This is a genomic window from Cytobacillus sp. GQ23 (assembly GCF_059758675.1).
Map to the genome: position 1 here is coordinate 1 of NZ_JCAXER010000037.1, position 26651 is coordinate 26651.

Here is a 26651-nt window from a genome sequence, read left to right on the forward strand (position 1 = left end):
TTGGTAGAGCACTTGGTTTGGGACCAAGGGGTCGCAGGTTCGAATCCTGTCTTCCCGACCAGCGACACTTCTTTTACATGGGGCCTTAGCTCAGCTGGGAGAGCGCCTGCTTTGCACGCAGGAGGTCAGCGGTTCGATCCCGCTAGGCTCCACCATAAAATATATAATCATTTCGGCGGTGTAGCTCAGCTGGCTAGAGCGTACGGTTCATACCCGTGAGGTCGGGGGTTCGATCCCCTCCGCCGCTACCATTATGATTATCTTATACAACATTGGAGGAATACCCAAGTCCGGCTGAAGGGATCGGTCTTGAAAACCGACAGGCGGGTCAAACCGCGCAGGGGTTCGAATCCCCTTTCCTCCTCCATATTTTCTTTAATATTATTGTCGCGGGGCGGTTATATCACCGAATAAGCTGCGATGAAATGCTTGATGTGAGCATAGACAAATCACATAAATAATACTATCGCGGGGTGGAGCAGTCCGGTAGCTCGTCGGGCTCATAACCCGAAGGTCGCAGGTTCAAATCCTGCCCCCGCAATCCGGTCCGGTAGTTCAGTTGGTTAGAATGCCTGCCTGTCACGCAGGAGGTCGCGGGTTCGAGTCCCGTCCGGACCGCCATTTTTACAAAGAGATATAAGCTTTGGCTCAGTAGCTCAGTCGGTAGAGGATTTTAAAAGAATGCAGCTGCGAAGCTTTTCATCATCGAATAGCATGCTTTTAAAATCTGCGACAAAGAACGCATGGCTTTGAAGCACATTTATTTAGATTTAGGGATATAATATTATTTTGGCTCAGTAGCTCAGTCGGTAGAGCAAAGGACTGAAAATCCTTGTGTCGGCGGTTCGATTCCGTCCTGAGCCACCATTTTCTTAGTCTTTACAGACTTGGAGGGGTAGCGAAGTGGCTAAACGCGGCGGACTGTAAATCCGCTCCTTCGGGTTCGGCAGTTCGAATCTGCCCCCCTCCACCATTGATATAGGGGTATAGTTTAATGGTAAAACGAAGGTCTCCAAAACCTTTGATGTGGGTTCGATTCCTACTACCCCTGCCAGTAGGATAGTGGCGGTTGTGGCGAAGTGGTTAACGCATCGGATTGTGGCTCCGACATTCGTGGGTTCGATTCCCATCAATCGCCCCATTATTCTTTTAAATTGCATTATTATTGGGCTATAGCCAAGCGGTAAGGCACCGGACTTTGACTCCGTCACTCGCAGGTTCGAATCCTGCTAGCCCAGCCATTTTTTTTAAGGCAGCATAGCCAAGTGGTAAGGCAGAGGTCTGCAAAACCTCCATCCCCGGTTCAAATCCGGGTGTTGCCTCCAAATTATATTCCTTACAAAGCGGGTGTAGTTTAGTGGTAAAACCTCAGCCTTCCAAGCTGATGATGAGGGTTCGATTCCCTTCACCCGCTCCAACACATATGGGCCTATAGCTCAGCTGGTTAGAGCGCACGCCTGATAAGCGTGAGGTCGATGGTTCGAGTCCATTTAGGCCCACCATTATACATACCATTTTCAAACTAATTCCAATAGGGATTAGTTTTTTTTATTTATGTGAAACTTCTTGAGTTTAGTCTGGCCATTCTAATTTTCGTTTATATTATCTTCTAAATCTTTCACTCTCTTTTCAAGTTTCTTAACTTTATCATCTGAAAATAATGCAAAAGAGAACGCACCCGCAGCTAATGAAAAAGCTAAAATCACGAAAGCATCCAAAATAGTCACCCCAATTTTAATTAATTTCTTAACTTGCCATTTAGCTTAAGAACAATAGTATACATCCCTCAAAATCATTTTAACATAAAACCCCAAATGTTATTGCTGCACTACCGTCTTACAAGCTTGATATTCTTATGATCATTATAGGACTTCTGGTAAGTGACTTTTTGTGAACTATTTGTGAACCTATATGCTTACCAGAGCACTGTTCAATAGAGATAACCCTTGGTACTACAGTGTTTAACCAAAATTGCAGGCCTTTTGCTTTGAAGATATATGAAAAAAGTGTGATTCAATTCACTTTTATGAAAACCCTTCTCAACTATGATGTAGGTAACAAAGCTAAGGAGCTGATGGAAGGTGGATGCACGAAAAGTGAACCAGAGCAGTTCAAAGGAACATAACTCTCTAAAGGGTACGTTCTTTTCAGTTACAGTTGTAGGGCTTGGGATCTTTGTTACTTATTTAATAGTGTATGGCCTGTATATGGCCAGATTATAGGGGGGATACAAAATGATGCATCGGTCAGAGAAGATATGGCTGATTCTAAGCTTTGGGATGATTATTGGATTCATGCTGATTACGGGCTACCAGACATTCGCCCTGGAGCTGGGGCCGCCGAGCTATGGAGAGCGAATTGATCCGCAGAAAGTGGATGAAACAGCACCGTTCGATAATCCAGGGATTAAGAAGATAGGCGAGAAAGAGTATGAAGTAGTCATGACGCTTCAGGTATTCAGCTTTACCCCAAATGAAATTGAGGTGCCTGCCGGATCAACAGTTCATTTTACATTGACGTCAAAAGATGTCGTTCATGGGTTTCAGGTTGCAGAAACTAACTTAAATGCTATGGTAGTACCTGGCTATGTACAAAAGATCACTCAGAAATTTGATAAGCCAGGTGAATATTTAGTACTTTGCAATGAGTACTGCGGTGCGGGCCATCAGATGATGAGCACGACCATTACGGTGAAATAAAGGGGTGATAGACAGTGGAAACAGTTATTAAGCAATCTGGAAGAACGCAAGTTATTAAGGATAAAGCAAATAAAATTATGGGAATTAGCCTTGAGGATGCAAAATTAACGAAATCATATTTATCTGTTGCTTTCCTGGCCATCCTTTTGGGAGGAATACTTGGATTGCTGCAAGGCCTGAATCGGGCTGGAATGTTTGAATTGCCGGCATGGCTGAATTATTATCAGGTACTTACAGCTCATGGCCTTCTGCTGGTAGTCGTACTGTCGGCTTTCTTCACAATCGGATACTTCTATGCCGGGTTATCCCATACACTGGGCGGCCTGCTTCCTAAGGTCAGAAAGATGGCATGGATTGGCTTCTGGATGAAGATTTTCGGATTTGTCCTAGCGGTGATTCCGATTTTAATGAATGAAGCATCAGTTATGTATACATTCTATCCGCCAATGGCTGCTTCACCCATTTTCTATATAGGCTTAGTATTTATCGTATTGGGTGTTTGGATGGGCGCCTTTGGTGCCTTCATCAATGTGGCCAGCTGGAGAAAGAGGAATCCGGGCCAGCATATACCGATCCTTTCTTTCTTTGCAACCGGGGTCTTTGTTCTCTTATTCTTCGGCAGCATACCTGTAGCGATTGAAGTCTTTACGATTATCCCATGGGCTTTTGGGTGGGTGGAGACAATTAATGTAATGGTTGCACGCACTTTGTTCTGGGCTTTCGGACACACGCTGGTTAACATCTGGTATTTAACAGCTGTTTCTGCCTGGTATGTCATTGTTCCAAAGATCATTGGGGGAAAAAGGTGGAATGACCTTTTAACAAGGATCGTAGTAATCGCACTCGTTATTATGAATATTACAGGCGGTTTCCACCATCAAATTATAGATCCTGGTATTTCAGAGCCAGTTAAATACATGCACGTGTTTATGAGTCTGGCAATTGGTTTCCCTTCTTTAATGACTGCTTATGCTATGTTTGCAGTATTTGAGCGTACAGCGAGAAAGAAAGGCGGAAGAGGTCTTGTCGGCTGGTATAAGAAACTTCCTTGGGGAGATGTACGATTCCTTGCACCATTTATCGCGATGGCTGCTTTTATTCCTGCAGGGGCGGGCGGAATTGTACAAAGCACAAATCAATTGAATCAGGTAGTCCATAACACAATGTGGATTGTCGGCCATTTCCACTTAACACTTGGCATGTCAGTGGTCATGACATTCTTCGGCATCAGCTATTGGCTCATTCCTTATGTATCAAAAAGAGTGCTGACACCGCAGATCAATAAACTTGGGGTTATACAAACGATCATATGGACGCTCGGTATGATCATCATGTCAGGAGCAATGCACTGGGTAGGGCTGCTGGGTTCTCCAAGAAGGACGTCCTATTCAACATACTTTGACAATGCGACTGCTTTAAGCTGGGATCCTTATCTGTTCTTCTTGGCCATAGGCGGTACCCTGCTGATGATTGGTGTACTCATCCAGGTATATGCCGTATTCTACCTCATGTTCTTTGCACCAAAAGGGAACACAGAATTCCCTGTTGCGGAAGTGGAAGAGGATGAAGCGCCTACACCTAGATGGACAGAGCGCTGGGGATTATGGATTGTGTGTATGATTGCCCTTGTCGGCATGGCATACGTCATTCCATTGGTCGATTTTATAGTCAACGCGCCTCCAGGTTCACCTCCATATAAAACCTGGTAAGGAAAGGGAGATAGCTCGGCTCTGGGCTGTCTCTTTCTTTTAAAAGGAAGTGATGAATCATGATTCCCAAAAATAGAACGGCTTTATCAAGCTTGATTGTACTGATGTTTGGCGCATTTCTTTTTTACATTGGCACAGATGGGTTTCAGGCATTTACGGCTGAAACAGCCAGGGTTAATCAGTTAATGGATGAAAAGCCTCAGTTCCCGGATGTAACACTTGAAGATAATAATGGAAGGAGCTACTCATTCTCGAAATTTAAAGGAAAGTATGTTTTTATTACTTTTTTATATACTTCCTGCGGTACTGTTTGCCCTGAGCTGGAAGTCAATATGTCAGAAGTATATAAACAAATTCCGAAAGAGTATATTGGCGATGACATTCAGTTCCTGAGCATCAGTTTTGATCCGGAGAGGGACGATCCGAAAACATTGGACACTTACCGTAAAGCTTTTGGCAGTGACGGAGAAACGTGGAGAATGGCCAGAATTCCAGATCAGGAGGAACTTAACTCTTTGCTGGACCGGTTTGGGGTCATTGTCATACCGGATGAATACGGCAACTTTGCCCATAACTCTGCTTTTTATCTGGTAAACTCCAAAGGACAGTTAATCGAAGTGATGGACTACACATTCATTGATAAAGCGGCTGATAGGGTAACGGAGATTCTGCGCAGCGGGAGGGAAGAAGGATGAGATCACCAGTTTACGGATTTTTCCTGCTCCTTGCATTGGCGCTGCCTCCTGTAGCTAATCTGCTGGAATCCATCATGATTACCCACATGCATATGCAAATGCCCCTGCTGGTGATCTCCGGATTATTCATGGCCAAGTTCTTTCAAAATCGCTTTCCTGAGTTTTTCTCAAAATGGAATGAAAATGGAGTTCCCGGTCTATTGCTGTTTTCAGTCATTATGGTGTATTGGTCTCTGCCAAGGACGATGGACGAAGCTTTGACGCTTACAAGTATAGAAGTCTTTAAATTTGTCTCACTGCCATTTTTGGCGGGGGTGCCATTGCGGGACAGCTGGCCAAAGCTAAGTTCATTTTGGAAGCATGCTTTCATTATTTTCTTTACTATTCTTTTTTTAGCTCTGGGATGGCTTTATATCTGGTCGCCTATACAGCTTTGCAATAACTACTTGGTAATCGAGCAGATTACCCTCGGCTGGGGCTTTATCTCAACTGCGTTTGCGATGGTAGTTTACTTGGTTTATAGCTATTTTCTGGATTTTTCAAAGTATGGGTAAAAGAATGACTGCTTTCTTATAGGAAACAGCTTTTATATTTTCAGCCAGTTTATCTGCCCATAAAGTAATGGATTAGTGAGTGATTTTTAAAATGGAATAATAACGAAAGATCCTAAATATATATGAGAAGGAGTGAGTAATTAAGGAGGGGAAGACATGGCGAACCCAATTGTCGCTAGATCACTGGATGAAATTAAATTTTGGTCAAGAATCATGAAAGAACATGCCTTGTTTTTGAGTTTGGGTTTTACATATGAGCAGAAACAGCTTATTGCCGAGGCGCAGCAGTTTATTGCTGTGTTTGAAAGAATTGAGGAGAAGCTGGCAAGGTTTAATGTAAATTCCGAACTTGGCCAAGTGCAAGCTTTTAATAACGAGGTTTATCAGGCAGCTGCCGCTATCTGGAGCTATAAAAGAAAAGTATTAGGTTTGACATTAAGATGTGAAATTCGTTCAAATAATTATCCTTTATTAATTGACCACATCAGCCGGGAAGCAGCTTATTTTGCTAATCGATTAAAAGATCTTAACTCCGGGATACTCGCTCCAAAGCCAGAAGCGATAATAGAAGAGAATGTATTTTTCCTAAGGATCATGGCCGATCATGCTAAATTTATCGGCCATCTATTAGACCCTTCTGAAAGAAAGCTGGTGGAACAGGCCAGGGAGTTCAGCCATGATTTCGATCAATTGGTATTTCAGGCCGTGGACCTGGATTCAATGCAGCCTCAATCCGAAACGAAGCCAATCATGAGACAATTCTTAAACCAGAATAAAGTATCTGTTGCTTCATTAAGGGATTTTAAGAAAACTGCCAGGGAATTAATAGAGGCATGTCGCATCAAAAGCAATATTCATCCTCTTCTGGCTGATCATACATTTAGGGAAGCAGAGAGGTTTTTGGAAATTATCGATTTGTTTGAGGCAAGTCTCAAAGGGGCTTAGATTTTCTTGATGAAAATCTATTATCAACGTACGGTTTGAATTATGTCTTCTCCTTCATATATAAATTGATATGAATCAAGCCAGCCTATTACGAGGCTGGCTTAATTTTCGTTAGTCCAACTTAATTGCACTTTGCTTATTTATTTAATAAAAGACAAAAAGATTGCTCTAGACCCAACCGAATCCCGCTTGGTAATATAAGCAAGGGTAATGTAGGAGGCTTGGGGCATGGAAGAAGAAAAGTATCAAAATCTTAAATTAGGTGAGCGGGCTGCGTATATTAGCATCGCAGCTTATATATGTCTTTCAATACTAAAGTTAGCAATTGGATATTTGAGTGATTCAGCTGCGTTGAAAGCGGATGGATTAAATAATACAACGGATATTATTGCTTCAATTGCAGTACTTATAGGTCTTAGGATTTCTCAGCGTCCGCCGGATAAAAATCATGGGTATGGACATTGGAAGAGTGAAACCATTGCATCCATGGTAGCGTCTTTCATTATGGCTGCTGTGGGCATTCAAGTACTGTTGAATGCTGTTTCATCGATTTTTGAAGGAGTTAATGAATCTCCTGATATTTTTGCGGCATATACCGGTGTTTTTTCAGGAGCGGCAATGTACTTTGTGTACCGATACAACAAAAAATTAGCCATTAAAATTAACAGTAAGGCCGTAATGGCAGCAGCTAAGGATAATGTCTCAGACGCCTGGGTGAGTATCGGCACAGCTATAGGGATATTTGGGTCACAGCTGAACATGCCATGGCTCGACCCGTTAACAGCTATTATAGTCGGGCTTTTAATATGTAAAACGGCTTGGGATATTTTTGTACAAGCTTCCCATGAGCTGTCAGATGGTTTTGATGAAAAAAAGATAAAAAAATATCAGGATGTTATCAAAAAAGTAAACGGGGTTAAAGGCATAAAAGATATTAAAGGCAGAAGCTATGGCAACAATGAAGTGATTGATGTGGTCATATTGGTTAATTCTACGCTTGATATTAAGGAAGCCCATGATATTGCGACACACGTGGAAAAAGTAATGATGCAGGATCATGGTGTTTATGATGTTCATGTCCATGTTGAACCAAATTAAACGAAATGCGTCTCAAGATGAGGCGCATTTCGTTTTCAGCTGAACATTTTAGCCAAGTCCCTAAAATGATCATAGGCATGAACCAAATGTTCAGGCACTATCTTTCTTCCATAATCCCAGGAGTTTTTTTCTATTTCAGCCATGAGCTGTTCTTTCTCGTCATCATCCCCGTACATAAGGGTTCGGATGTCATGTTTGTTTTTTTTGAAATCCAGATAATAGCCAATCTCATGATAAAGCATTAATTTTATCAGATTCTCATCCGTCTCTTTTATTTTAAAATTGATTTTGGCTATGTAGCCATTCACTTTCAGGTAGTTAAATTTGATTGTATTCGTTGATACGTTGTAGCTCATAGGTGAAGCGAGAGTATTGCTGAACTCGTAATTTATGTTGAGGCGCAGTTCGTTTAATGTATGTATAATAATTTTTTCAATATCCCATATATACAGCACTTTCCTTATCACAGTCCTTTCTCAGCTTTCTTGCCTTGATTATACAAGGCGATCAGTGATGGTAACAGTGTTTTCAGCTACTTTAGGTCCATTTGGGCAGAAACTGTAAATTCGAAAACACGAGCATGAGGCAAAAGAAGGAGGAATGCATGACAAAGTGAAAGGATTTGAAACTTCCTGTTGCCTGATACGTAGGTAAAGTATTGACCAATTCTGAAGAGGTGAAAAGATTGGAAAATAAAAGAGCAACGGTTGTTTCTATTTCAATGATGAAGCTGCAGATATACTTATTCCTTGCGACAATAGCGCTTATATTGGGGGTCCTCATTTTACATGCTGTGATTTACCGCGGTGGAGAAATGAGTTTTGGTTTCGCAGGTATGCTAATGTTCTTTGCTGGAATGATCCTTATCATTATTCTCCATGAAGCCATCCATTTGGCAGGCTTTCGCTATATTGGCAAAGTTCCCTGGAAGGAATTAGACTGGGGAGTCAATTGGAAAATAGGTGCTGCTTATGCTCATGCCAAACAGCCAGTGACTGTTCAGCAAATGAAAAAGGTTTTATTGCTGCCATTCATTCCAACTGGCTTAGGTCCGCTTGTTCTTGGAATTGTCCTTAATATGCCCGGATTATCAATCCTGGGAGCGATAATGACAGTTGGCTGTATTGGTGATCTTGCACTTTTTCAAAAGCTATTAAAATTTCCAAAAGACGCACTTGTCATTGATCACCCGACTAAACCTCAATTTACTATATATGAATAGTGATAAAGCTAGATTTTATTTTTGCTGTCCCATCTTATAAATAGCTGTGTGAAAAAGAAAGCAGCGAGGGCCGCCAGTGCTGAAATAAGGAGATTTCTCATGGAATCCAGTCCATATAGCCTGATCCCGATTAATTTAGAAGCAGTAGTGCACAATCTCCAGTTGTCATAAACAATGGCTGTCTTATGAAAAAAGGGAAAGAAAACGCCGAACAGCATGAGAAAATAAATATATTTTTTCATTATCCCATTCCTTTCATGTTTAATCCTATTGAAAAGATATGAGTCAGATCCTGCTATTAGTATCAAATGGACAAGAAAAAGGACAGTCGCCATGACTGTCCTTTTAATTCATTCTTTTTATGCGTCCATCAATCGCGTAACTAAACGGCTGCGGGAGCTGCTGAATATACTTCTCCAGTGCATCAATATCGTTGGGGCCAGTCACTCTATTTATCCCATTTAGAAATACGGTGAAATTATCTCCTCCATTAGCGAGATAAGTATTTACAGTGACCGAATAGATCTTGGCCGGTTCGAGTTTTGCTCCGTCCGGAAGGTATATATCTATTACTTTTTCACCTTTAGGCCTGCTGTCATCCCAAGTATAAGTAATTCCGGATATCTGTAGAATTCTAGTTATATTAGGCTGCCATTGCTGATTGAGGACCTCACGGATTTGGCTGCCAGTCAGGTCCATTTTGACAAGCAGATTACTGAAGGGAAGGACCCCAAATAAATTTCCCCAGGTAACACGGCCGGCATCAATGTCTGCGCGGATTCCTTCCGGATTGGTAAAAGCGAAGTCTGTGTTCATTGCTGACCGCTGAGAATCAGCAATAAGATTGCCCAAGGCTGATTCACCGCTTATGTTTTGTTCGGCCGTGATTGGAATAGCAGCAGTGCCAATATATCTGTTTACAGCAGATTCTACCTTTTTTTCATACCGATCGATTATCCTGGTTATATCGCTTGCAGGCTCGATCCGATCCTGATAAACAGTTACAATTTCTGCGTGTTTGCGGACAATATCCTTTGACTGCGGATCTATTTCTATATCTACATCAGAAAAGGCTGTGCCGTATGAATAGGCCTGGACCAGGAGTTTACCATCTACAACACTGTTCAGATAAGTATGGCTGTGTCCTCCAAAAATGACATCTACTTCATCACCCACTAGATGTGCCAAATCAATCAGCTGGCCACTGGCTTGTTGTCCATTTGGTCTGGATTCGCCTGGAACATGTGCTAATACTACAATGGCTCTTACACCTTGTTTTTGAAGTTCTCGGGCATATTTGTTGATGGCTTCAGCTTCATCAGTGAAGATTAAATCTTTCACACTGTCAGGTGCTGTTATAGCTGGTGTTTCTCTCATGATGACTCCGATAAATCCAATTGGGATGCCGCTAATGTTTATGATCTTATAGGGAGGAAGGAAGGGTTTACCTGACTTTTGATTTATGACATTGGCTGCAATCCATGGGAATTGGGATCCAGAGTAATCTTTTCCTGCAGAAGGGCTGCTGCCTGTCAGCAGGCGAAGCAGCTCATCAGAACCCCGGTCGAATTCATGATTGCCAATCGTGCCGATATCAAACCCCATCCTATTCAAAAATTCAATAGTCGGTTCATCCCTCAGAAGCGCAGATACCGGCGGGCTGGCTCCAATCATGTCCCCAGCATGAAGCAAAAGGGTATTTTCATTTTCAGCAGCACGCTTACGTAAATAGGCAGCAAGGTAATCAGCACGTCCTGCTGGCCTGCCGTTGACCAGACGAGTGACATTCAGCTGCCCATGGAAATCATTAATGCCCAGCAATTGAATATGCTTATATGGTTCTTCTATGCGTTCTTCCACATGGCCGTGATATCCTTCAGAAAGACCCTGCTGATTCCATTGTTCATATTTTGCATGCTGTCCGCTGTATAAAGGCATTCCCAGGATGCTAAATAATATAAGGGAGAAAAGCATTTTCATTCTTCGTCCTCCAGTAGTTGTGGCAGGGTTAGTATTTGCCTGAATCAGGAATTTAATCGGATGATAGGATGTCAAGTTTGTAATCCTGCCAAAAGGGTAAGGTCTTAAAGAAACATAATACTGCCAAAGGAGATGAAAACACATGAATTATAAGAAGCTTTTGCTTTCAGTCCCATTAGGTGCAGGATTATTGTTGGCAGGGTGCGGAACAGATGAGCAGGAGCCGCCGCCGGAAACCGAAGATGTAGAATTGGAAGATAATCAAATGGATGAAAACAATAAGGAAGATAGTGAAATGCAGGATCCCGGAATGAATGAAGAATCTCCACAGGGTGAAGAGAATCTGGATATGAACGAAGGGGGTTCAGAAGAGAATTAAATGATGCTGCACATCTTAAATTTATGGAAAAACGTCTGCTTATGTCAGGCGTTTTTATGTTTTTTTTAGAATTTGAATGTCTAATCAGAAATGCCGCAGGGCATTTAGGAGAAGGATCCATGCGTGAAAAGGTGAAAGCTTTTTGATTCACGTTTGCAGAAATACCTTTTATTTGTTTTCTGAATTATGTATACTAAAGTAGAATTAAATAGTAATAACTAGGGGTGCCCAATAGCTTGGGCTGAGAGAGAAACGCGCTAAAGTTTCTTGACTCTTTGGACCTGATCTGGATTATACCAGCGTGGGGAAGTTAGAATGTGCAAAAGTTTCTTTGTGCAAAGACATCTGCGGTTAAGCCGGTCCATCATTATGTGGACCGGCTTTTTTACATATCCGGCACTTCCCGGTTCCAGGTCTCGTCCCTATATTTTTGAATAAGGGAGAGATAACAATGACTGCAAGTTCATTAAATCATGAAAGTATTTCTATTATGTCGAGCTTTACTGGCAGCAGGAAAATCTATGTGGAAGGATCGAGACCTGACATAAAGGTTCCGATGCGTGAGATAGAATTAAGTCCCACCACCGGAAGTTTTGGTCAGCAAGTAAATGAGCCGGTTCGCGTCTATGATACGAGCGGCCCTTATACAGACCCTCAGCATACGGCAAATCTAAAAAAAGGGCTTCCTCCTATAAGAAGCCGGTGGATTCAAGAACGCGAAGATGTAGAAGAATATGATGGGCGGAAAATAAAGCCCGAGGACAACGGCTACCTTAATGAAGATGATCCGCGTGCTAATCATAAACTTTTTCCATGTCTATCCCGCAAGCCACTGAAAGCAATAAAAGGGAAAAATGTCACCCAGCTTCACTATGCAAAAAAAGGGATCATAACACCGGAGATGGAGTTTATAGCTATTCGGGAAAATATGGAACCGGAATTTGTTCGGTCCGAAGTAGCGAGAGGACGTGCCATTATTCCTTCTAATATCAATCATCCTGAGACAGAGCCAATGATAATCGGACGGAATTTCCATGTGAAGATTAATGCGAACATTGGAAACTCAGCAGTCTCATCTTCTATTGAAGAAGAGGTTGAGAAGATGACATGGGCCACACGCTGGGGAGCAGATACAATTATGGATCTATCAACTGGCAAAAATATTCACACAACACGTGAATGGATTATCAGAAATTCTGCTGTTCCTGTTGGGACGGTGCCGATATATCAAGCTTTGGAGAAGGTGAATGGAATTGCTGAGGACCTCACATGGGAAGTGTATAGGGATACGTTAATCGAACAGGCAGAGCAGGGTGTTGATTATTTTACAATACATGCAGGTGTCCTTTTGCGTTATGTACCGCTTACTGCCAAAAGGCTGACTGGAATTGTGTCCAGAGGCGGGTCCATCATGGCCCAATGGTGTCTGCACCATCATAAAGAGAACTTTTTATATACACACTTTGAAGAAATCTGCGAAATCATGAAAGCTTATGATGTGGCCTTCTCCTTAGGGGATGGACTCCGGCCGGGATCGATTGCAGATGCAAATGACGAGGCTCAGTTTGCGGAGCTCGAAACACTTGGTGAGCTGACGAAAATTGCCTGGGATCACGATGTGCAGGTAATGGTCGAGGGACCCGGCCATGTTCCCATGCATTTAATCAAGGAGAATATGGATAAGCAATTGGAAATCTGTAAAGAAGCACCATTCTACACGCTTGGGCCTCTTACGACAGATATAGCTCCGGGCTATGATCATATTACCTCTGCCATCGGGGCTGCCATGATAGGCTGGTATGGAACAGCGATGCTTTGCTATGTCACCCCTAAAGAACATTTGGGTTTGCCAAATAGAGACGATGTGCGTGAAGGCGTCATTACGTATAAAATTGCCGCTCATGCAGCAGATTTGGCAAAGGGGCATCCTGGTGCGCAAAAAAGGGACGATGCCCTGTCAAAAGCCCGTTTTGAATTCCGCTGGAGAGATCAATTCAACCTCTCATTGGATCCTGAGCGGGCATTGGAATTCCATGATGAAACCCTTCCGGCTGAAGGGGCAAAAACCGCTCATTTCTGCTCCATGTGCGGGCCAAAATTCTGCAGCATGAGAATTTCGCAGGATATCCGGAATTATGCAAAAGAGCATCAGATTGGAACCAGCGAATCGATACAGAAGGGCATGGAAGAAAAAGCTGAGGAATTTAATAAGGCCGGTGGAAACATTTATCAGTAGTCTTTTTATAGTTTAATAGAATGATATCCGCTGGGGGTGCCTGTTTGAAGGCTGAGATTAAAGCAAAGGCTTTAAGACCCTTGGAACCTGATCTGGCTAAAATACCAGCGTAGGGAAGTGGAGGATCGGGTCTGAATTCTATGGCTCATACCCCCGCTTTCTATTTAGAAGGTGGTTTTTTATTGCAAAAAAATCTAAAAAACTTAGGGGCGACTGCTATGAAAAAACAGCTGCATGTTATATCTGATGGAAAGCTATCTCCAGTGGCCTTCGCTGAAATGGCAGTTGAACTTGAACCCTTTACGGATCGCTTTCATTTAAGGGAAAAACATCGAACATCAAGGGAGTTATATGAAGCAGCAGAGCACCTTCTTAAAAAGGGTATTCCAGTTAGAAAAATCATTATAAATGATCGCGCCGATGTTGCCTGGGCGTTTAAAGCGGGTGTGCATCTTGCTTATCACAGTCTGCCGGCTGATATTGTAAAAATGCGTTTTCCGGATGTACCTGTCGGCTGTTCTGTACATTCACTTGAGGCTGCTGAAGAGGCTGCCAAACAGGGGGCTGATTATCTCCTGTATGGGCATATATTCGAAACAGACTCCAAGAAGGGAATCCCGCCAAGGGGCACGGGGTCTTTGGAGGCTCTAAAAAAGGCAGTAGACATTCCGGTATTGGCAATTGGAGGCATTAAACCAGAGAACGTACTTGAAGTCCTGGAGGCAGGGGCAGATGGCATTGCTGTCATGTCAGGGATATTGCAGGCAAAGGAGCCTGCGGAGGCAGCAAAGCTCTTTTCAAAAATGTTAAATGAGGAGGGGATATGATGAGGAAAAGGTTTGACGCCGTTATAATCGGCGGAGGCATTAATGGCAGCTCCATTGCTTTTCAACTGGCAAAAAGAGGGTATAAAGTGGCTGTTTTGGATAAGGGAAAAATAGCTGGTAAGGCTTCCGGGGCGGCTGCTGGAATTTTAGGAGCGCAAACGGAACTGACCGAAGACGGCCCGCTGTTCCAGCTCGCATGCAAAAGCCGCTCCATGTACCGGACCCTGATTCCTGAACTGGAAGAGTTATCACAAGTGCATATCGGCTATCAAAATAAGGGTGTATATAGAGTGGCAGATAATATTGCAGAGGAGATGAGTTTAAAAAGATTAGTAGAAAGCCAGCAAAAAGCGGGAGAGGATGCCGAATGGTTTTCCATTGATGACCTGATTAAACGTGAACCATTCGTATCAGCCAAATTAAGGGGTGCGATGTATATACCGAATGATGGACAGGTACAGGCATATGAATTATCCCTTGCCTTTGCAAAAGCTTCAATGACCCTCGGCGCAGAAATTTTTGAGTATACACAGGTAACAGATTTTATTTTAAAAGGTGAAAGGGTGTATGGGGTTAGAACCAGCCAGGGAGAATTTCTGGCTGATTCCGTTATCGTTGCTTCCGGTGCCTGGAGCAGGGAGATTCTTGAAAGAACGGGCCTTGTGCTGCCCATTATTCCGGTTAAAGGCGAGTGCTTCTCGGTCAAGGCTGATAAAACGCTTGTACAAGGGACGATCTTTTCACACGGATGTTATATCGTTCCCAAGCAATCCGGAAGGCTGGTAGTTGGGGCAACGGTTAAAGCAAACTCATTTGATGAAAAGGTGACCGTTGAGGGTATTTCCCAGCTGATGGAAAAGGCTCAAAACCTGGTGCCGGATATCGCGAATGCAGAATGGGAACGAGCCTGGACAGGAATTCGCCCGCAATCGGCTGATGGGCAGCCTTTTTTGGGACAACATCCAGTCATTGATGGGTTATATATTGCAGCGGGGCATTTCCGCAATGGGATCCTCCTCGCTCCGGCAACAGGAGAGCTGATGGCAGACATCCTCGAAGGCAGGACGGAGAAGCCTAACCCGTTTGAGCTGTCCCGCCTTGAATATTTAGACCAATCGTCAAAAGGGGTGGTTATATGAATATTGTCATTAATGGTGATGCTGTGCTGCTGCCGAAGTCAGTTCAATCAGTTTCACTTTTGCTCGAGCACTTTCATTTGGAAAAAAAGGTAGTCATTGTCGAGTTAAACCAGCATATTTTGGACAAATCTGCGTATGCTGAAACGGTTTTATCAGATGGGGATCGAATCGAAATTGTACACTTTGTAGGAGGCGGATGATATGTTGAAAATTGGACCGTATGAATTTAGCTCCAGGCTGCTGCTTGGGACAGGAAAATATCCAAACTTTGATGTGCAAAAGGAAGCTGTGGAAGCTTCAGAAACAGAGGTGCTTACGTTTGCCGTACGCCGTATGAACATTTTCGAAGCAAACCAGCCCAACTTTTTAGAAAAGCTGGATTTAAAAAAATATAAATTACTCCCTAATACGGCAGGAGCGAGTACAGCTGAGGAGGCTGTCCGAATAGCAAGGCTATCCAAAGCTTCCGGGCTCTGTGACATGATTAAGGTTGAGGTAATTGGATGCAGCAAAACGCTTCTTCCAAATCCAATTGAAACAATAAGAGCAGCGGAGATTCTATTGGACGAGGGATTTATTGTCCTTCCTTATACTTCTGATGATGTCGTCCTTGCGCGAAAGCTTGAAGAACTAGGCTGCCATGCAGTCATGCCATGTGCTTCGCCAATTGGGTCAGGGCAGGGAATCATTAATCCTATTAATCTTCAATTTATTACAGAGCAGGCTGCTGTGCCGATTATTGTGGATGCCGGAATTGGGAGCCCGGCAGATGCAGCATTGGCAATGGAGCTGGGTGCAGATGGAGTGTTATTAAATACGGCTGTTTCCTCTGCCGATGATCCTGTAAAAATGGCAAAAGCTATGAAACTCGCTATCGAAGCAGGAAGACTGGGGTATGAAGCAGGACGGATGCCTAAAAAACGTTATGCAGCAGCAAGCAGTCCGGTGGAAGGAACGGTCTTTAGTTGAAGGAGCGATACTCCCGCCAAATGTTATTTTCTCCGATTGGTAAAGAAGGACAGCTAAAGCTAATGGAAAAACACGCCCTGATTATAGGAGCTGGTGCATTAGGTGCTGCAAATGCAGAAACGCTCACACGGGCAGGCATCGGCCAATTAACCATTGCAGATCGGGATTATGTGGAATGGAGTAACCTGCAGCGCCAGCAGCTTTATTGTGAAGAAGATGCAATCCGAAAAGTGCCAAAAGCGATCGCAGCAGCTAAACGCCTGAAAGCCATTAATTCTGAGGTCAAAATTATCCCTCGTATTATGGATGTAGGTGTACAGGAAATGGAAGAGCTGATTGAGGGTGTTGATGTAATTGTTGATTCAACTGATAATTTTGATATTCGCTTCCTGATCAATGATATTTCTCAAAAGTACCGGATTCCCTGGATATATGGAGGCTGTGTGGGGAGCTATGGTTTAAGCTATACCATTCTGCCTGGGGAATCACCCTGCCTGCATTGCCTCATGGATAAATTGCCATTAGGAGGAGCCACTTGCGATACCGCTGGTGTGATTCAGCCGGCTATTCAAATGGTTGCGGCACAACAGTCTGCTGAAGCATTAAAGATATTGGCAGAAGACTTTGATTCCGTGCGCGGGACACTTGTTTCTTTTGATATATGGAAAAATCAATTTAGTTATGTTAATGTTTCCTCCTTAAAAAATCCGCAGTGTGAATCATGCGGAGCTAAGCCAGTTTATCCATTCCTGGACTATAGAAACCAGACTAAAACAGCTCTGCTTTGCGGACGGGATACCGTTCAGATCCGGCCTTCAGCTCTGCAGGCTGTAGATGTTGCGTATCTGGGGAAATCGCTGGCAGCTCAAGGGATCAGTGTAGAGAGCAATCCCTATTTACTCTCATTTTCGGTCGATGAAGCCAGAGTGGTTGTATTTAAGGATGGAAGAGTGCTGGTGCATGGGGTAAAAGACATTCTCCAGGCAAAGAACCTGTATCATCGTTTTCTGGGATAAAGGATTTGTGCCTGTCGCTAGAGCGGCAGGCTTTATTGATTATTAGGCAAATAATAATCCCGTTAAATATTAAACTGAAAAATAGGCTAAAATGGGAAAGAAGAAGATTATATCAGGAGTTGATAGCATGAAACATAAAATCCAAAAAATCATGCCAAATTTATGGTTCAACACAGAAGCTGAAGAGGCAGCAAGCTTTTATACTTCAATTTTTAAGAACTCAGCTATCATCCAGATTACCCGCTATGGAAATGAAAGGAACGAACATAGCGGCGCGCCAGAGGGAAAGGTTATGACTGTGAAATTTCAGCTGGAGGGACAGGAGTTTACGGCACTGAATGGCGGGCCGAAGTTTAAGTTTAATGAGGCTATATCTTTAATTGTCAATTGTGAGAGTCAAGAAGAAATAGACTACTATTGGGAAAAGCTCAGCGAAGGCGGGGACATGAAGGCACAGGCATGCGGCTGGCTTAAGGATCAATTTGGGGTATCATGGCAAATTGTACCTGCAGAGTTAGGCGAAATGATCAGCAGCCATGATTCTGAAAAAAGCGAGCGAGTAATGAAGGCATTGCTTCAAATGGAGAAAAAGATTGATTTGAATACTTTGAAGAAAGCATTTGAAGGATAAAAAAAGGCCTGTCCACTTAACATTTTTAAGGACAGGTCTTCTTTAGTATTACTTATCCTCTCTCAATAAGTAGCTGTTTCCATCCTGGTCTTTAAATGTAAACATCGTTCCAAAAGGCATCTTTAGCATATCTTCAACTTCCACGCCATTCTGTTTCATTTGTTCATAGGCAGATTCAATATCATTTGTGCTGAATAGGATGGATGGGTGGGCAACTGCAGACGGATTTTGCTGTTCCATCGCTGCCTTTGAATAAAGTACCAGAGTTGTAAATTCATCATCGCTTGGTCCCACTTCAATCCAGGATGCATTTGGGCCCATAGGCTGCTCGAGCTTGAGCACAAACCCCATTTTATTCAGCCAAAAGTCTTTTGCCTGCTCCTGGTCCTCAACATATACTGTGACTTTGCCAATTTTATTAATCATAATAAATAACTCCTTTTTTCAACTTTTATCATAAGGATTTTATCAGCCCATACCGGAAAATACAATTCCGCGTTAATCCGCTTCTAATTGGGGATAATTACTGTAAACATTGAGAGGAGAGGGGTTATGTACATAGATTCCATACGGTTTACCGATCCTCCTGTTCATCATCGATTTCCGCCTTTATACGAGAACTTGGGGCTTCCGGAGGTCTCCTCCTATATTGAGCAAAAATATGAATTTGATTTTACCATTGGAAAAACGAAAAGAACCGGTCAAGGAGGCATTCGAATGTATATGCAATATGAAGATTTTAAGGTGATAATAGCTGGAAAATTAACAGGATTCGGACCCAAAAGGCTTATAGAGCTGGAGAGTCTGCTTATGGATAAGGTTAAGAAGCCATTCCTAGACAATATAGAAGCGGATACTAAGTCTCAAACAGTATTCCACACGCATTTTGGCCGGAAGGATAGAAGGAAATAGGGACAGTTTAACTGTCCCATATGTTTACTTGGTATTGTCTCTTTGGGCTTTTAAAGCGATTCTTTCGAGACCATTCTCTCTGTCATCCATAAATTCCGGATCTTTTGGAAGTGCATTGTTTTTATGTTCGGATCGGCTTTTCCTATTCTTTGCCATGATATTTCACCTCCTTAATAACCATGATTTTATCTGCGTTTTTAGTTTGCATTCTTTTTAAGAGGCTATGCCCTGTGATTATGTTTTTAGCAGTTTTGATGTGGAACTAAAATAAACTTTTTTGTTCAATCAAACGTTTGATTGAATTTGCTATAAACGAAAAAGGATCCCAATCTTAGCTGATTTTTTCGGGGAACAGCATAAGCCAAATCGGTTCCGCTTGTTATCTCTGGTTTAAGAAGCGGAATAAAAAAATAAATAGGTTTTTCCATAAAAATGAAACTTCCATGATTACCTATCGTATTTAACAGTACAGCGTAATCAGGGAGGTTTTCTTTTTATTGAAGATGTTTAGGATAATCATTGTGATCGTTGTTATTCTGGGAGCAGCTTTTGCTATTTTTATGTATCTAAAGGGGAAAAGCAGCGGTGATCCTGAGTCAGTTATCGGGTATGTTCAGGAACACAAGAACACAGAGAATATGGCTTTGGTTATTCGGCACAATGATGAAGGCTGGGTCAAAATCAATGAGGATCTGCCGCTTCCTTTAGCCAGCACAGTTAAAATTATCGTAGCCATTGAATATGCACGACAGGCAGCGGCAGAAGAAATAGACCCTGAAGAAAAAGTCGATTTAAAGACCTTGGAAACGTATTATGTTCCTAAAACAGATGGCGGAGCCCACCAGGCTTGGATTGACAGTCTTTCAGAAGAGGGTGAGAGTGTTCCTCTCAGCGAAGTGGCAAATGGAATGATTGCATACAGTTCGAATGCAAATACCGATTTCCTGCTGAATGTCCTGGGAATTGAAAATGTAAATAGACTTGCAAACGAACTGAAGCTTGCCAGTCATGAAAAGATGTATCCGATTGTCAGTGCCCTTTTTATCCCAATGGAGCTGATGGAGGAAAAGAGATTAACAAAAGACGAGGCGCTTAATGAATTGAAGGGCATGACCCTGGAAGAGTTTCGAACTAGAGCTATAGAGATCCATCAAAAGTGGGAAAGCCGGCCTCCTAATGAGAGGGAGAAGGAGAAAGTAGTAAAGGATCTTGATATGGAGTTTCAAAGAATCTGGTCCGATAGGCTTCCGCGGGCTTCTGCTGGCGATTATGCAGATCTTATGAAACGATTGAATGGTAAGAACTATTTTTCAAAAGAAGTCCATTCTTATTTGGACCCAGTTTTGGAGCAGCTGATGAAAAATCCCAGCAACCGGGAGTGGCTTCGGCATGCAGGGCAAAAGGGCGGTTCAACAGCCTTTGTTTTCACTATCAGCATGTATGCAACGGATAAAGAAGGCAATCGCACCGAGATGGCATTCTTTGCAAATGATCTGAGTAATGCTGAATTTAAAGTGCTTTCAAGGAATATGAACAGTTTTCAGCTGGAATTTCTGACAAATAGCCAATTCCGGAGCTCTGTAAGGGAGAAGCTGAATTAGGAACTTATAAAAAGCATTCGTTGTTAATAGCGGATGTTTTTTTACATAGGAAGTATGAAAAGTGAATCCGTTCAATAGCAAGTATCAAAGAAGGAAATATTTGTTGGATCGGGAACTTATATGATGATGTTCAAGATGATTGAAAGGGTGGGGAGTATGGCTCGAATTTTATACATAGAAGATGAAAACGATATTGGCAGCTGGCTGAAAAAAGATTTAGGAGAAAGAGGCCATGAGGTAACCTGGCTGCAGTCGGGGGAAGGCATGGAAAATTATCTTTCTGAAGCGGATATTGCGATTTTGGATGTGATGCTTCCGGGGCTTGACGGCTTTTCGCTTGGGAAGCGGATTAAGAAGGTAAAGAATGACATGCCGGTGCTTATGCTTTCAGCACGGACGGCAGTGGAGGATAAGCTGGAGGGCCTGAGTTTTGCTGATGATTATCTGACAAAGCCTTTCCAGCCGGATGAACTGGCTGCAAGGATTGAAGTCTTGTTAAGGCGCTTTCAGAAAAATGATCAGGTGCTGGAGCTTCACCACCTGCAGGTACATACCAAAGATATGCGGATTATCGACGGGGAGGCAGACAAGGAAATTCAATTGACAGGCAAGCAGTATCAGCTCTTTCAGTTCTTCATTCGCCATCTGAATCAGATTCTGACAAAAGAGCAGCTCTATGAAGGCGTTTGGGGAGAGCAATACATGGAGGGCGACAAAACTCTGATGGTGCATATCCGCTATCTTCGTGAAAAGCTCGAGAAGAATCCTTCTCGTCCAGAAATCATTGAGACCATTCGCGGAATCGGCTACAGGGTGAAGATATGAAAAGATTTTTTCAATCACTGCAGGCGAAGTATATGGCGATAATTCTGGTTGCCTTGTTTCTTTTTCAGGCAGCTTATTTACTTGTGGCTGTGTTGGCTATGGGCCTTGAGGAAAAAATTTTAGGAGATCAGAACAAGAATGAACCAGACCCCACTCAAATTGAAGAAAAATGGCATGCGGATGTAAAAGAACTGGAGGGGGCTTCAAAGGAAACCGTTCTTAATCATTTTTCCAGGTGGAAAAAGAAATATCCTGATGCCTCGATGTTTTGGGTTGATGAAAAGGGTAGCTTAATGGAGCAGCTGGATGTGAAGGGGGATCTGCCTGCTAATTGGACACCTGCCTTTACAGCCAAGTTTATTAAGGAACGGTATGGCGGGAATCCATTTACGGTAATAAGCTTTATTGGCGGCGATGAAAGGAACGGTTTTATCGTTCTGGAAATACCGAGGGATCTATTTCTACCTCCGGCCGTGCTTTTAACAGAGAAATACGGACTCCTCTTAGGGGCCGGTCTGCTTTTGATCATTTCCTTGTTTATCATCGTTTCCTTCCTATTCTTTCGGGGGATCCGTAAAAGGCTCCTTTATCTCCAGGAGGCGATGGAGAGACGTGATAAGGATCATCTGCCGATCAGTATCGATGTGCACAAGAATGATGAAATCGGCCAGCTGGAACAGACATTTAATGAAATGGTCTTAGAGCTCAAGAATAGCAAGCTGCGCGAGCAGGAGGAAGAACAGCTGCGGAGGGAGCTGATCGCCAATCTTTCCCATGACCTGAGGACGCCTTTAACAAAAATCAATGCGCAAACATACTCGATTGCAAAGGAAAATCTATCGCCGGAAGGAAAACAGGCTGTCAAAGCGCTGGAAACTTCAATAGGCAATATTGATAGACTGATTGAAAATTTAATGAGCTATACGCTATTAATGGCGAGCAAGCATAAGCTGGAGCTGATCGAGCTGGATGCTGTCCGGTTTGTTCGTGAAAGTATGGCATCATGGTATCCGGTTTTTGAAAAGGAACATTTTGAAATGGTCATTGATTTAGAGCCATTTGAAGAGAAATGGCTGGCGGACCCGATATGGCTTAGCCGTATTTTTGATAACATCCTGCAAAATGTGCTTCGGCATGCGAAGGATGGGCTTTACCTTGAAGTAGCGACTAACTCTGCAGATGAGTATGATGAAATTATTTTTATCGACCATGGGAAGGGTATGAAAAACAGTTCCGGTGAAAAGGGAGCCGGAATTGGCTTATCCATTATCGATTTAATGGTAAAGGGCATGAAGCTAGATTGGGAGATGGAATCTGGTGATGAAGGTACAGCGATTAGAATCAAGAGATTTAAGTAAATATAATTTGTTGAAGTCATTTAGTCTTAAAAATATATTAAAAATGTATTTTTTGTAAAAGTCTAAGGGGTTATTACCTATAATAAAGTTGGTTAACCAAGGGAAATAGTAGAAAAATCCTGTTCATGTGTTTCCAAATAATAGTCAGGCTCCCGATTTACGCTCCAGAATACGATATCTAGAAATATTATTCTCAGGAGATGATTTGAAATTGGATAACATGAACAACACACAGCCAGACGAACTTTGTCAGGAATTTGCCGAAATACTGGGGTCGGTTCCTTCTGTAGTAAATGGAGTTTGTACTGCGACTAATTCCCGTACAAATATCCACCCGGTTGTATTAGGCCGGAGAGCTGAATCCTTTATGTTTGTACCACAGGCCTATTCATTTGAAAATTTTGATCGGGACGGCAGGGCATTATGTCTTGGTGAAACAGTCCTTCTGCAGGAGGAAGTTAACCCATTTATGACCAGCTTGCGTGAAGATGGAATCATAGTCACTGCCCTTCATAATCACTGGCTTTTTGAAAATCCAAGGTTAATGTATATGCATTTTGAATCGATTGACGAACCATTAAATTTTGCCAGAAAAGTAAGGAATGCGCTGGATTTATTAACTACCCGCAATATTGGAAGGTCAGGGAGGGGACAAAGGTCATCAAACAGACGGGGAGAAGAACTTTGTGAAGAGTTCAACGAAATTTTGGAAGGCAGCATGAATACATTTGAAAACGGGGTTTGCATTGTTATGAAATCCCGTACAAATATTAGGCCGCGTGTTCTTGGGAGGAGGGGTAATTCCTTTTTATTGGTTCCTCAAATGTTTGCATTTGAATCACTGACAGCAGATGGCCGGGCACTTTGCAGCGGAGAAACAGTCATCCTGCAGGAAGAGATAAACCCATTCATCAGTGAGCTTCGTAAGCATGATATTATTGTGACTGCTTTTCATAATCATTGGCTCTTTGATGACCCAAGGCTGATGTATATCCATTTTGAAAAAGTAGAAAGACCTATTCGCTTTGCCAATGATGTAAGGGATGCATTGGAGGTTCTGACCGAAAAAACGATATCATCAAAAAGTAAATAAAGGAGTCATTTTTTCTTATACCTAAAAGGATCTTCCAGCTGAAGATCCTTTTTTAAATATATTAAAAGCTCTTGTCTTTAATAAGGTAATTCATAGGTTCAAGGCTTAAACTCTAATGCAGAGCAGGCACCAGCCTCCCGGACAAGGGAAACCAATCTGGAACAAGCATTTTTTGAAATGGCTGTTTTCGTAAAGTTTGTTGCTTTTTCATAACCTAGTTTAATATGCTGAGTTGATTGGAGCGGAAATCAGCGGGTAGATTTCATAATCAAAAAACAACAATGTTTTGGAAAAGATTCTTTGAAATACATAAGTAAGCGGTTAGAAATTTAAACCAATTTTAAACTTTCCTCTACCTTTGTTTTAACCTTCATCCCCTAAGATGGAAAGTGAGGTGAGAGGATTGGAGTATATCGTAAGAACAGAAAGTTTATCAAAGCATTTTGGACAGGAGAAAGCTGTAACGGATCTGGAAATGAAAATACCCAAAGGAGAAATCTATGGATTTCTGGGCCCCAATGGTGCCGGGAAGACGACAACGATCCGGATGCTTTTGGGGCTGATGAAGCCCACTTCAGGCAGAATAGAGATTTTTCAAAGAGATTTAAAGAAAGAAAGATTAAATATATTAGGACGGGTTGGGTCCCTTGTTGAATCACCATCCTATTACCCGCATTTAACGGCAAAAGAAAATCTGGAAGCAATGAGAAAAATATTGGGTGTGCCGAAAAAGAGAATCGATGAGGTATTGGAGATTGTCAGGCTGACAGATGCTAGTAATAAAAAAGTAAAGGGTTTCTCACTGGGGATGAAGCAGAGACTCGGAATTGCTGCTTCGCTGCTGAATCACCCGGAACTGCTGATTCTGGATGAGCCGACTAACGGTTTGGATCCTTCAGGAATTATTGAAATCCGCAATCTCATAAAAAACCTGCCATCCGAATATGGCATGACAGTGTTAATCTCCAGTCATTTACTTTCAGAGATTGATCAGATGGCGACAACAGTTGGGATTGTCACGAAAGGAAGAATGATATTTCAAGATTCAATCGAAGTGATGCGCATGTTTTCACAGCAATCCGTTTTATTAAAGGTCAGTGAAAGCGACAAAGCCTGGCGCTCCCTTCTGGGAAAAGGATTGAAGGCTGGTTTGGATAGCGGCATCATTTCGCTGCCGCAGCAATCGGATGAGCAAGTGGCTGAGGCTGTGCGCGGACTTGTAGCAGATGGATTCTCCGTTTACCGGGTGGAAGAAGAGAAGCGGTCATTGGAGGACATTTTCCTTCAGATGACAAGGGAGGAGCAGGCCGGATGATGGGAAAACTGCTGGCAGCTGAATTTATGAAGATTAAGCGGAAAGGAATCTGGATACTGACTGTACTGGGTCCAATTGGGGTAGTCGCCATGCAGATGGTCAATTATGGGGTGCGAAAGGATTATTTGTTCAGGCAGAATGATGACAGGTGGGGATATTATTTGGACAATATCCATTCCTTTACACCGCTTGCGATTGTGCTGGGCATCGTCATCCTGACGTCTTTTATGTCGAGCATTGAAAATGAAACGAATGCCTGGAAACAGCTGATAGCACTGCCGGTTTCGAAGATGGGCGTGTATTTATCGAAATTCACGGTGCTGTCGATTCTGCTTCTGATTTCTTCTGTGCTTTTGATGCTGTTCGCGCTTGCTTTTGGATTGTCTCTGGATTTGGGAGGAGAGATTCCATATACGGGACTGCTAAAATATAGCTTTTATCCTTTTTTTGCGGCTTTGCCAGTTTTGGCGCTGCAGCTTTGGATAGCGACTGTAAGTGTAAACCAGGGTGTGCCAATCACTCTGGGAATTCTGGGTGTGATTCTGACATATGCCGGTTATACTTTGCCGGATTGGCTGATTTGGAAATGGCCGATGCTGCTGAATGAGTGGAATGAACCGCTCATCAACGTCTTGCTTGGCATTGGAGCCGGGGTTTTATTATATACAGCCGGCATGATTGATTTTGCGAGAAGGGATGTGAAATAGATGCTGTCTATTTTGAAGTCGGAGTGGTTTAAACTGCGTAAATCAAGCATTATTGGCATCCTTTTAGCAGGACCGCTGATTGGGCTGGGAGCCGGGATAGGGGCAGATACATCTTCAGCGGCGGGAGTCATGAATGAATGGTATATGCTTTTAATTTATATGAACCTGCCATATGGTGTTCTCTTTTTGCCGTTAATGACGGGGGTCCTGGCAAGCCTTGTCTGCCGTTATGAGCATCAGGCCGGGGGCTGGAAGCAGCTTTTGGCGCTGCCAGTCACAAGGGGAAAAGTGTTTGCAGCAAAATATGTTCTGATAATCCTGCTGGTTTTATTTATCCAGTTATTATATTTGGCTGCGATTGCCGGAGCAGGATTTTATAAAGGCGTGGCAGATCCGTTCCCGGCGGCAATTGTCTGGAAGAGCATACTGGGAGGCTGGGTCGCAGCGTTCCCATTAGTTGCGCTGCAGCTGTGGATGTCCGTCTGGTTCAAAAGCTTTGCGGCACCATTTGCTGTCAATGTCATTTTTACGCTGCCATCAATTTTGGCGATGAACTCTGAAAAAGTCGGCCCTTATTATCCATGGGCACAGCCGTTTGCCATGATGTATCAAGCATCAGACAGCAGTGATATTTTCTTTATTCCATGGGAACAGCTTATGACTGTAATCGGCGGATTCTTTTTATTGTTTTACGTGGGCGGCTATTTTTATTTTCAGCGTAAGGCTGTTTAGGAATGATAT

General features: G+C 42.8%; 30 protein-coding genes, 13 tRNA genes and 2 riboswitches. Of the genes, 37 read left to right on the top strand and 6 right to left on the bottom strand.

Features of this window, described 5'->3' with window-relative positions; all coding sequences use genetic code 11:
- Positions 1 to 79: 79 nt before the first annotated feature.
- From AC6CHU_RS23125 to AC6CHU_RS23185, 13 genes are all read left to right on the top strand, one after another.
- Positions 80 to 155: transfer RNA gene (locus AC6CHU_RS23125), tRNA-Ala, on the top strand.
- A gap of 19 nt (positions 156 to 174) precedes the next feature.
- Positions 175 to 251: transfer RNA gene (locus AC6CHU_RS23130), tRNA-Met, on the top strand.
- A gap of 23 nt (positions 252 to 274) precedes the next feature.
- Positions 275 to 367: transfer RNA gene (locus AC6CHU_RS23135), tRNA-Ser, on the top strand.
- Positions 368 to 467: 100 nt separating this feature from the next.
- Positions 468 to 541 (top strand) — tRNA-Met (locus AC6CHU_RS23140).
- 3 nt (positions 542 to 544) lie between these two features.
- Positions 545 to 621: transfer RNA gene (locus AC6CHU_RS23145), tRNA-Asp, on the top strand.
- Positions 622 to 791: 170 nt separating this feature from the next.
- A tRNA-Phe gene (locus tag AC6CHU_RS23150) sits at positions 792 to 867 on the top strand.
- Between the two features lie 22 nt (positions 868 to 889).
- Positions 890 to 973: transfer RNA gene (locus AC6CHU_RS23155), tRNA-Tyr, on the top strand.
- 7 nt (positions 974 to 980) lie between these two features.
- Positions 981 to 1054, top strand: a tRNA-Trp gene (locus AC6CHU_RS23160).
- 11 nt (positions 1055 to 1065) lie between these two features.
- Positions 1066 to 1141 (top strand) — tRNA-His (locus tag AC6CHU_RS23165).
- 25 nt (positions 1142 to 1166) lie between these two features.
- Positions 1167 to 1241: transfer RNA gene (locus AC6CHU_RS23170), tRNA-Gln, on the top strand.
- A gap of 10 nt (positions 1242 to 1251) precedes the next feature.
- Positions 1252 to 1325: transfer RNA gene (locus AC6CHU_RS23175), tRNA-Cys, on the top strand.
- A gap of 18 nt (positions 1326 to 1343) precedes the next feature.
- A tRNA-Gly gene (locus AC6CHU_RS23180) sits at positions 1344 to 1417 on the top strand.
- 8 nt (positions 1418 to 1425) lie between these two features.
- A tRNA-Ile gene (locus AC6CHU_RS23185) sits at positions 1426 to 1502 on the top strand.
- 84 nt (positions 1503 to 1586) lie between these two features.
- Here AC6CHU_RS23185 and AC6CHU_RS23190 read toward each other — a convergent pair.
- Positions 1587 to 1718: a hypothetical protein gene (locus AC6CHU_RS23190; RefSeq protein ID WP_498122884.1), complete on the bottom strand. Its 132-nt coding sequence runs from the start codon at positions 1716 to 1718 to the stop codon at positions 1587 to 1589.
- Between the two features lie 363 nt (positions 1719 to 2081).
- Between AC6CHU_RS23190 and AC6CHU_RS23195 the strand changes: the two genes are divergently transcribed.
- The 7 genes from AC6CHU_RS23195 (at position 2082) to AC6CHU_RS23225 (ending at position 7700) form a co-directional block, all read left to right on the top strand.
- The gene (locus AC6CHU_RS23195; protein WP_159862421.1) at positions 2082 to 2222 is read left to right on the top strand and encodes a cytochrome c oxidase subunit 2A; all 141 of its coding nucleotides are present in this window, start codon (positions 2082 to 2084) and stop codon (positions 2220 to 2222) included.
- A 12-nt stretch (positions 2223 to 2234) separates the two neighbouring features.
- Positions 2235 to 2699 carry a cytochrome c oxidase subunit II gene (locus AC6CHU_RS23200; protein ID WP_035333055.1) on the top strand — a complete coding sequence of 155 codons (465 nt, stop codon included), beginning with the start codon at positions 2235 to 2237 and terminating at the stop codon, positions 2697 to 2699.
- Between the two features lie 14 nt (positions 2700 to 2713).
- Complete coding sequence (locus AC6CHU_RS23205) at positions 2714 to 4408, top strand: cbb3-type cytochrome c oxidase subunit I (RefSeq protein ID WP_498122885.1); 1695 nt, start codon at positions 2714 to 2716, stop codon at positions 4406 to 4408.
- Positions 4409 to 4467: 59 nt separating this feature from the next.
- Positions 4468 to 5103, top strand: coding sequence for an SCO family protein (locus AC6CHU_RS23210; RefSeq protein WP_498122887.1), 636 nt, complete (start codon positions 4468 to 4470; stop codon positions 5101 to 5103).
- A complete protein-coding gene (locus AC6CHU_RS23215) occupies positions 5100 to 5657 on the top strand; it encodes a hypothetical protein (RefSeq protein WP_159862418.1) in 558 nt (185 codons plus the stop codon). Before AC6CHU_RS23210 ends, AC6CHU_RS23215 begins: the two co-directional genes overlap by 4 nt.
- Positions 5658 to 5813: 156 nt before the next feature.
- Entirely contained in the window at positions 5814 to 6602 is a 789-nt protein-coding gene (locus AC6CHU_RS23220) for a DUF2935 domain-containing protein (protein ID WP_498122888.1), read from the top strand.
- A 228-nt stretch (positions 6603 to 6830) separates the two neighbouring features.
- Positions 6831 to 7700 (top strand): cation diffusion facilitator family transporter, encoded by an 870-nt coding sequence (locus tag AC6CHU_RS23225; protein WP_498122889.1) that lies wholly within the window; start codon positions 6831 to 6833, stop codon positions 7698 to 7700.
- Between the two features lie 35 nt (positions 7701 to 7735).
- Here the strand turns inward: AC6CHU_RS23225 and AC6CHU_RS23230 are convergent, their stop codons facing one another.
- Positions 7736 to 8155, bottom strand: a complete 420-nt coding sequence (locus AC6CHU_RS23230; protein WP_498122890.1) for a hypothetical protein — start codon at positions 8153 to 8155, stop codon at positions 7736 to 7738.
- 230 nt (positions 8156 to 8385) lie between these two features.
- Here AC6CHU_RS23230 and AC6CHU_RS23235 point away from each other — a divergent pair, with 230 nt between their 5' ends.
- Positions 8386 to 8922, top strand: a complete 537-nt coding sequence (locus AC6CHU_RS23235) for a DUF3267 domain-containing protein (protein ID WP_498122891.1) — start codon at positions 8386 to 8388, stop codon at positions 8920 to 8922.
- 8 nt (positions 8923 to 8930) lie between these two features.
- On the opposite strand, the gene AC6CHU_RS23240 is transcribed toward AC6CHU_RS23235, so the two are convergent.
- Together AC6CHU_RS23240 and AC6CHU_RS23245 are read right to left on the bottom strand one after the other, a co-directional pair.
- Positions 8931 to 9164 (bottom strand): hypothetical protein, encoded by a 234-nt coding sequence (locus AC6CHU_RS23240; RefSeq protein WP_159862414.1) that lies wholly within the window; start codon positions 9162 to 9164, stop codon positions 8931 to 8933.
- Positions 9165 to 9267: 103 nt separating this feature from the next.
- Complete coding sequence (locus tag AC6CHU_RS23245) at positions 9268 to 10902, bottom strand: bifunctional metallophosphatase/5'-nucleotidase (RefSeq protein WP_498122893.1); 1635 nt, start codon at positions 10900 to 10902, stop codon at positions 9268 to 9270.
- A gap of 142 nt (positions 10903 to 11044) precedes the next feature.
- Between AC6CHU_RS23245 and AC6CHU_RS23250 the strand changes: the two genes are divergently transcribed.
- The 8 genes from AC6CHU_RS23250 (at position 11045) to AC6CHU_RS23285 (ending at position 18099) form a co-directional block, all read left to right on the top strand.
- Positions 11045 to 11281: a hypothetical protein gene (locus AC6CHU_RS23250; protein WP_159862413.1), complete on the top strand. Its 237-nt coding sequence runs from the start codon at positions 11045 to 11047 to the stop codon at positions 11279 to 11281.
- 210 nt (positions 11282 to 11491) lie between these two features.
- Positions 11492 to 11606, top strand: a riboswitch (TPP riboswitch).
- A 126-nt stretch (positions 11607 to 11732) separates the two neighbouring features.
- Positions 11733 to 13517 carry a phosphomethylpyrimidine synthase ThiC gene (gene thiC / locus AC6CHU_RS23255; protein ID WP_498122895.1) on the top strand — a complete coding sequence of 595 codons (1785 nt, stop codon included), beginning with the start codon at positions 11733 to 11735 and terminating at the stop codon, positions 13515 to 13517.
- A 22-nt stretch (positions 13518 to 13539) separates the two neighbouring features.
- Positions 13540 to 13650, top strand: a riboswitch (TPP riboswitch).
- A gap of 85 nt (positions 13651 to 13735) precedes the next feature.
- Positions 13736 to 14344 carry a thiamine phosphate synthase gene (locus tag AC6CHU_RS23260; RefSeq protein WP_498122897.1) on the top strand — a complete coding sequence of 203 codons (609 nt, stop codon included), beginning with the start codon at positions 13736 to 13738 and terminating at the stop codon, positions 14342 to 14344.
- On the top strand, positions 14344 to 15483 hold the full coding sequence (gene thiO / locus AC6CHU_RS23265; protein ID WP_498122898.1) for a glycine oxidase ThiO: 1140 nt from the start codon (positions 14344 to 14346) through the stop codon (positions 15481 to 15483). Before AC6CHU_RS23260 ends, thiO begins: the two co-directional genes overlap by 1 nt.
- On the top strand, positions 15480 to 15683 hold the full coding sequence (gene thiS, locus AC6CHU_RS23270) for a sulfur carrier protein ThiS (RefSeq protein WP_159862410.1): 204 nt from the start codon (positions 15480 to 15482) through the stop codon (positions 15681 to 15683). Before thiO ends, thiS begins: the two co-directional genes overlap by 4 nt.
- A gap of 1 nt (position 15684) precedes the next feature.
- Positions 15685 to 16452, top strand: a complete 768-nt coding sequence (locus AC6CHU_RS23275; RefSeq protein WP_498122899.1) for a thiazole synthase — start codon at positions 15685 to 15687, stop codon at positions 16450 to 16452.
- Positions 16449 to 17468 (top strand): MoeB/ThiF family adenylyltransferase, encoded by a 1020-nt coding sequence (locus AC6CHU_RS23280; protein WP_498122900.1) that lies wholly within the window; start codon positions 16449 to 16451, stop codon positions 17466 to 17468. The genes AC6CHU_RS23275 and AC6CHU_RS23280 overlap by 4 nt, the downstream gene beginning before the upstream one ends.
- 127 nt (positions 17469 to 17595) lie before the next feature.
- Positions 17596 to 18099, top strand: coding sequence for a VOC family protein (locus tag AC6CHU_RS23285; protein WP_498122901.1), 504 nt, complete (start codon positions 17596 to 17598; stop codon positions 18097 to 18099).
- A gap of 48 nt (positions 18100 to 18147) precedes the next feature.
- On the opposite strand, the gene AC6CHU_RS23290 is transcribed toward AC6CHU_RS23285, so the two are convergent.
- The gene (locus AC6CHU_RS23290) at positions 18148 to 18525 is read right to left on the bottom strand and encodes a VOC family protein (protein ID WP_159862406.1); all 378 of its coding nucleotides are present in this window, start codon (positions 18523 to 18525) and stop codon (positions 18148 to 18150) included.
- Positions 18526 to 18651: 126 nt separating this feature from the next.
- On the opposite strand from AC6CHU_RS23290, the gene AC6CHU_RS23295 reads away from it, so the two are divergent.
- The gene (locus AC6CHU_RS23295) at positions 18652 to 19011 is read left to right on the top strand and encodes a hypothetical protein (RefSeq protein ID WP_159862405.1); all 360 of its coding nucleotides are present in this window, start codon (positions 18652 to 18654) and stop codon (positions 19009 to 19011) included.
- 24 nt (positions 19012 to 19035) lie between these two features.
- Here the strand turns inward: AC6CHU_RS23295 and AC6CHU_RS23300 are convergent, their stop codons facing one another.
- Complete coding sequence (locus AC6CHU_RS23300) at positions 19036 to 19167, bottom strand: hypothetical protein (protein ID WP_268891636.1); 132 nt, start codon at positions 19165 to 19167, stop codon at positions 19036 to 19038.
- Between the two features lie 347 nt (positions 19168 to 19514).
- On the opposite strand from AC6CHU_RS23300, the gene AC6CHU_RS23305 reads away from it, so the two are divergent.
- The 7 genes from AC6CHU_RS23305 to AC6CHU_RS23335 all read left to right on the top strand — a co-directional run bounded on the left by AC6CHU_RS23305 (position 19515) and on the right by AC6CHU_RS23335 (position 26642).
- The gene (locus AC6CHU_RS23305; RefSeq protein ID WP_498122924.1) at positions 19515 to 20612 is read left to right on the top strand and encodes a serine hydrolase; all 1098 of its coding nucleotides are present in this window, start codon (positions 19515 to 19517) and stop codon (positions 20610 to 20612) included.
- A 156-nt stretch (positions 20613 to 20768) separates the two neighbouring features.
- Complete coding sequence (locus tag AC6CHU_RS23310; protein ID WP_498122902.1) at positions 20769 to 21437, top strand: response regulator transcription factor; 669 nt, start codon at positions 20769 to 20771, stop codon at positions 21435 to 21437.
- Positions 21434 to 22795, top strand: coding sequence for a sensor histidine kinase (locus AC6CHU_RS23315; RefSeq protein WP_498122903.1), 1362 nt, complete (start codon positions 21434 to 21436; stop codon positions 22793 to 22795). Before AC6CHU_RS23310 ends, AC6CHU_RS23315 begins: the two co-directional genes overlap by 4 nt.
- 220 nt (positions 22796 to 23015) lie before the next feature.
- Positions 23016 to 23888: a DUF1259 domain-containing protein gene (locus AC6CHU_RS23320; RefSeq protein ID WP_498122925.1), complete on the top strand. Its 873-nt coding sequence runs from the start codon at positions 23016 to 23018 to the stop codon at positions 23886 to 23888.
- A gap of 403 nt (positions 23889 to 24291) precedes the next feature.
- A complete protein-coding gene (locus AC6CHU_RS23325) occupies positions 24292 to 25203 on the top strand; it encodes an ABC transporter ATP-binding protein (protein ID WP_498122904.1) in 912 nt (303 codons plus the stop codon).
- Positions 25200 to 25910: an ABC transporter permease gene (locus AC6CHU_RS23330; RefSeq protein WP_498122905.1), complete on the top strand. Its 711-nt coding sequence runs from the start codon at positions 25200 to 25202 to the stop codon at positions 25908 to 25910. The genes AC6CHU_RS23325 and AC6CHU_RS23330 overlap by 4 nt, the downstream gene beginning before the upstream one ends.
- Positions 25911 to 26642, top strand: coding sequence for an ABC transporter permease (locus AC6CHU_RS23335; RefSeq protein ID WP_498122907.1), 732 nt, complete (start codon positions 25911 to 25913; stop codon positions 26640 to 26642).
- The last annotated feature ends 9 nt before the right edge of the window (positions 26643 to 26651 follow it).

Excerpts from the sequence above, each read along its gene's own strand:
- AC6CHU_RS23200 (WP_035333055.1), top strand. The coding sequence starts at position 2,235 with ATGATGCATCGGTCAGAGAAGATATGGCTGATTCTAAGCTTTGGGATG.
- AC6CHU_RS23210 (WP_498122887.1), top strand. The coding sequence starts at position 4,468 with ATGATTCCCAAAAATAGAACGGCTTTATCAAGCTTGATTGTACTGATG.
- AC6CHU_RS23215 (WP_159862418.1), top strand. The coding sequence starts at position 5,100 with ATGAGATCACCAGTTTACGGATTTTTCCTGCTCCTTGCATTGGCGCTG.
- AC6CHU_RS23220 (WP_498122888.1), top strand. The coding sequence starts at position 5,814 with ATGGCGAACCCAATTGTCGCTAGATCACTGGATGAAATTAAATTTTGG.
- AC6CHU_RS23225 (WP_498122889.1), top strand. The coding sequence starts at position 6,831 with ATGGAAGAAGAAAAGTATCAAAATCTTAAATTAGGTGAGCGGGCTGCG.
- AC6CHU_RS23240 (WP_159862414.1), bottom strand. The coding sequence starts at position 9,164 with ATGAAAAAATATATTTATTTTCTCATGCTGTTCGGCGTTTTCTTTCCC.
- AC6CHU_RS23245 (WP_498122893.1), bottom strand. The coding sequence starts at position 10,902 with ATGAAAATGCTTTTCTCCCTTATATTATTTAGCATCCTGGGAATGCCT.
- AC6CHU_RS23250 (WP_159862413.1), top strand. The coding sequence starts at position 11,045 with ATGAATTATAAGAAGCTTTTGCTTTCAGTCCCATTAGGTGCAGGATTA.
- thiC (WP_498122895.1), top strand. The coding sequence starts at position 11,733 with ATGACTGCAAGTTCATTAAATCATGAAAGTATTTCTATTATGTCGAGC.
- AC6CHU_RS23260 (WP_498122897.1), top strand. The coding sequence starts at position 13,736 with ATGAAAAAACAGCTGCATGTTATATCTGATGGAAAGCTATCTCCAGTG.
- thiO (WP_498122898.1), top strand. The coding sequence starts at position 14,344 with ATGAGGAAAAGGTTTGACGCCGTTATAATCGGCGGAGGCATTAATGGC.
- thiS (WP_159862410.1), top strand. The coding sequence starts at position 15,480 with ATGAATATTGTCATTAATGGTGATGCTGTGCTGCTGCCGAAGTCAGTT.
- AC6CHU_RS23275 (WP_498122899.1), top strand. The coding sequence starts at position 15,685 with ATGTTGAAAATTGGACCGTATGAATTTAGCTCCAGGCTGCTGCTTGGG.
- AC6CHU_RS23285 (WP_498122901.1), top strand. The coding sequence starts at position 17,596 with ATGAAACATAAAATCCAAAAAATCATGCCAAATTTATGGTTCAACACA.
- AC6CHU_RS23290 (WP_159862406.1), bottom strand. The coding sequence starts at position 18,525 with ATGATTAATAAAATTGGCAAAGTCACAGTATATGTTGAGGACCAGGAG.
- AC6CHU_RS23295 (WP_159862405.1), top strand. The coding sequence starts at position 18,652 with ATGTACATAGATTCCATACGGTTTACCGATCCTCCTGTTCATCATCGA.
- AC6CHU_RS23300 (WP_268891636.1), bottom strand. The coding sequence starts at position 19,167 with ATGGCAAAGAATAGGAAAAGCCGATCCGAACATAAAAACAATGCACTT.
- AC6CHU_RS23305 (WP_498122924.1), top strand. The coding sequence starts at position 19,515 with ATGTTTAGGATAATCATTGTGATCGTTGTTATTCTGGGAGCAGCTTTT.
- AC6CHU_RS23310 (WP_498122902.1), top strand. The coding sequence starts at position 20,769 with ATGGCTCGAATTTTATACATAGAAGATGAAAACGATATTGGCAGCTGG.
- AC6CHU_RS23315 (WP_498122903.1), top strand. The coding sequence starts at position 21,434 with ATGAAAAGATTTTTTCAATCACTGCAGGCGAAGTATATGGCGATAATT.
- AC6CHU_RS23320 (WP_498122925.1), top strand. The coding sequence starts at position 23,016 with ATGAACAACACACAGCCAGACGAACTTTGTCAGGAATTTGCCGAAATA.
- AC6CHU_RS23330 (WP_498122905.1), top strand. The coding sequence starts at position 25,200 with ATGATGGGAAAACTGCTGGCAGCTGAATTTATGAAGATTAAGCGGAAA.
- AC6CHU_RS23335 (WP_498122907.1), top strand. The coding sequence starts at position 25,911 with ATGCTGTCTATTTTGAAGTCGGAGTGGTTTAAACTGCGTAAATCAAGC.